Source organism: Idiomarina sp. UBA4206 (assembly GCF_002383015.1).
Classification (GTDB): domain Bacteria; phylum Pseudomonadota; class Gammaproteobacteria; order Enterobacterales; family Alteromonadaceae; genus Idiomarina; species Idiomarina abyssalis.
The window spans coordinates 9,147-12,265 of the sequence record NZ_DFTS01000056.1 but is presented as its reverse complement, the minus strand read 5'-3'; the positions used below and the strand labels follow the sequence as shown (position 1 = coordinate 12,265).

Annotated in this window: 3 protein-coding genes and 1 pseudogene; 3 read left to right on the top strand and 1 reads right to left on the bottom strand. The window is 47.6% G+C overall.

Annotation, left to right across the window (positions count from 1 at the left end; all coding sequences use genetic code 11):
* Positions 1–335 (bottom strand): annotated as a pseudogene (hemA, locus tag B3180_RS11470) (glutamyl-tRNA reductase); the annotation flags it as partial.
* 132 nt (positions 336–467) lie between these two features.
* On the opposite strand from hemA, the gene lolB reads away from it, so the two are divergent.
* The 3 genes from lolB to B3180_RS11455 are packed head-to-tail and all read left to right on the top strand — an operon-like array spanning position 468 to position 2,911.
* Complete coding sequence (lolB, locus tag B3180_RS11465; protein ID WP_054487148.1) at positions 468–1,094, top strand: lipoprotein insertase outer membrane protein LolB; 627 nt, start codon at positions 468–470, stop codon at positions 1,092–1,094.
* Positions 1,085–1,948, top strand: coding sequence for a 4-(cytidine 5'-diphospho)-2-C-methyl-D-erythritol kinase (ispE, locus tag B3180_RS11460; RefSeq protein ID WP_054487146.1), 864 nt, complete (start codon positions 1,085–1,087; stop codon positions 1,946–1,948). The genes lolB and ispE overlap by 10 nt, the downstream gene beginning before the upstream one ends.
* A gap of 15 nt (positions 1,949–1,963) precedes the next feature.
* Positions 1,964–2,911 (top strand): ribose-phosphate pyrophosphokinase, encoded by a 948-nt coding sequence (locus B3180_RS11455; RefSeq protein ID WP_143441125.1) that lies wholly within the window; start codon positions 1,964–1,966, stop codon positions 2,909–2,911.
* Positions 2,912–3,119 lie beyond the last annotated feature (208 nt).

Sequence of the window (3,119 nt, the reverse complement as noted above, 5' to 3'; positions counted from 1 at the left end):
CTCTCGCCCAGCACCAGAGAGTCTAAACCGCTGGCAACGGACATAAGGTGGGTGATGGCTTGTTCGCCCTGAAATAAATAGTGGTGATTTTCCAGAGCATCAGGAGACAGGCTATGAAAACCCGTCAGCCAGCCCAATAGCAAGTCACCGGATACTTCACCGCGACAATACAGCTCTGTACGATTACAAGTAGAGACAATAACCGCTTCTTCAACGCCTTGAAGGTTACGCACGGCCTGCAACGCAGTGTCGAGCTGTTCGGCACTAAACGCGACTTGCTCACGCAAATCTACCGATGCTGTTTTGTGATTAATTCCAAGAGCTGAAATGGTCATCTGACTGTGAAACTCGTTATCCCAACGCGGCCAAAATCTAAGTTGTCCGATTGTACGTGAAAGCCTTAGTCATTGAAAGTCACAGCGCTTTCTGGTCAACTACTGGCATTCCGATTGCACCAATAGAGAAATATGATTCAACGTCGAATTTTCTGGGTTTATCTCGTTACCGTTACCTTGCTCAGTGGGTGCGCACTACCAACCCCGCCAGAGCAACGCAGCAGCACCCAGGTGAACCAGCAAGTTATCAAAGCTCACCAGCAACAATTAGAGCAGCTGCAACAATGGTCGTTAAGTGGCCGCATGGCTATTATCCAGAAAAAGAAAGAAGAGCGTGACAGTTTTTATATCAACTGGGCTTATTTGCCACACCAACAAATCATTCGTTTTTCCCACCCGTTAAAAGGTCAGTTAGCGAAATTAACCATTGATGACAGCGGCGCTCTGTTAGTTGGTTCCGATAATGAAGAACGATGGGCACCTTCAGCCGATGCTCTGCTTTACCAAATACTCGGTGCGAGCGTTCCTTTTGAGCAGCTGCATAACTGGGTTATAGGTAAAAAAACTGTAGCGCTGAAAGCCGTCCGCTATCATAACGACGGCACTCTGTCTCAGTCCCGGGTGTTTAACCAGGGGCAAGACTGGCAGATAAACTGGTTTTACGACCAAAGTAAGAGCCAAACGCTCACCCTGCCCGAACAAATACACTTAGAAAGTTCAAACCTCTTAATCAAGGTGCAAGTGAATCAATGGCAGTAACGACATTAACACTCCCTGCACCGGCAAAATTGAATCTGTTTTTGCACATTACAGGTCGTCGTCCGGACGGGTATCACAATCTGCAAACCGTATTTCAGTTTCTGGACTATGGCGACACCCTTAAATTTCACACGGACAAAACTGACGGGCAATTCCGTTTAATTGATAACAGTAGTCAAATACCCGAACAGGAAAACTTGGTTTGGAAGGCTCAGGCAGCACTCAAGCAGGCATACAAAGAAAAAGGCTTTGAGCAACTACCCGGCTGCACTATTGAGTTGATAAAACACCTGCCGCAAGGTGCAGGTCTGGGCGGAGGTTCATCCAATGCTGCGACTGCTTTAGTTGGGTTAAACCGCCTATGGGGCAGTCATTTTTCATCTTCTGAGTTGCAGAAAATTGGTGGAAAGCTCGGTGCAGATGTTCCCGTATTCATTCATGGGCAGGCATGCTTTGCCGAAGGTATCGGCGATATTTTTACCGACGTATTACCACCGGAACTTTGGTATTTAGTGGTAAAACCCGAAGTTTCCATAAGCACAGCTGAGCTGTTTTCTCACCCACAGCTAAAACGAGACTGCGCGGTTGTTAGTGCCCAAAACTGGGACACTCAAAACGTCACTAATGTATTTGAGCCAGTGGTCTGCGATCTACACACCGAAGTTGCTATGTTGCGTCGTGCCTTGCTAGAATACGCTCCGACTCGGCTCACTGGCAGTGGAGCATGTCTTTTTTCTTCATTTGAAACAAGGCAAGCCGCAAAGGAAGCGCAGCAGCATGTCCCTAAAGGGTTACGCTCATTTATCGCTCAAGGCCAGAACCGTTCACCACTTATCCAGACATTAACCCAATAAAAGTCGAGGTATGTTGTGCCTGACATGAAACTTTTCGCCGGCAACGCCACTCCGGAGCTAGCCCAGAAAATTGCCGATCGCCTTTATATCAAACTTGGTGAAGCATCCGTTGGTCGCTTTAGTGACGGCGAAATTAGCGTCGCTATTAACGAAAACGTCCGCGGTTCCGACGTCTTTATTCTTCAATCTACTTGCGCTCCGACCAATGACAACCTGATGGAACTCATTGTGATGGTCGATGCACTGCGTCGTGCATCAGCAGGCCGTATCACTGCCGTTATGCCTTATTTTGGCTATGCTCGCCAGGATCGCCGGGTCCGTTCAGCTCGAGTTCCAATTACGGCAAAGGTCGTTGCAGACTTCTTATCAAGCGTTGGTGTTGACCGCGTGCTGACTGTAGATTTGCACGCTGAACAAATTCAGGGCTTTTTCGATGTACCTGTCGATAACGTTTTCGGAACACCGGTGTTATTAGAGCACATGCGTCAGCAAAACTTTGACAACCCAGTTGTTGTTTCTCCCGATATCGGTGGCGTTGTCCGTGCTCGTGCTTTTGCCAAACTTATGGATGACACTGACTTAGCCATCATCGATAAGCGCCGCCCTTCTGCTAACGTATCTCAGGTTATGCATATTATTGGTGATGTTAAAGGCCGTGACTGCATCATTGTTGATGACATGATCGACACTGGCGGAACCTTATGTAAAGCCGCCGAAGCACTGAAGTCACATGGCGCTAAACGCGTATTTGCTTATGCAACTCACCCGGTATTCTCGGGTAATGCAGTGCAAAATATAAAAGACTCTGATATTGATGAAGTTATTGTGACCGACAGCGTTCCATTAAGTGATGAAATGAAAGCCACCGGTAAAGTCACTCAGTTAACCTTATCCGGTATGCTCTCGGAAGCACTGCGCCGAGTGAGTAACGAAGAATCAATTTCCGCAATGTTCGAGTACTGATTGTTGTAATTAATCCCGCTCAGTGCTAGTATTGCGCGCCCTTAGAAACCGGCCACGTTGTCGGTTTCTAAGTTTCTGGGTCAGCTCTTGGTCGCGAGTGCTGACAAATAAAAAACTTTAAACATTGAGAGGCCACATCATGGCTGAATTAGATTTTAACATCAAAGCTACCGTCCGTACGGACAAGGGGAAAGGTGCGAGCCGCCGC

What these genes read in the sequence shown, in the direction of transcription:
- lolB (WP_054487148.1), top strand. Translation starts at nt 468, where the DNA reads ATGATTCAACGTCGAATTTTCTGGGTTTATCTCGTTACCGTTACCTTG.
- ispE (WP_054487146.1), top strand. Translation starts at nt 1,085, where the DNA reads ATGGCAGTAACGACATTAACACTCCCTGCACCGGCAAAATTGAATCTG.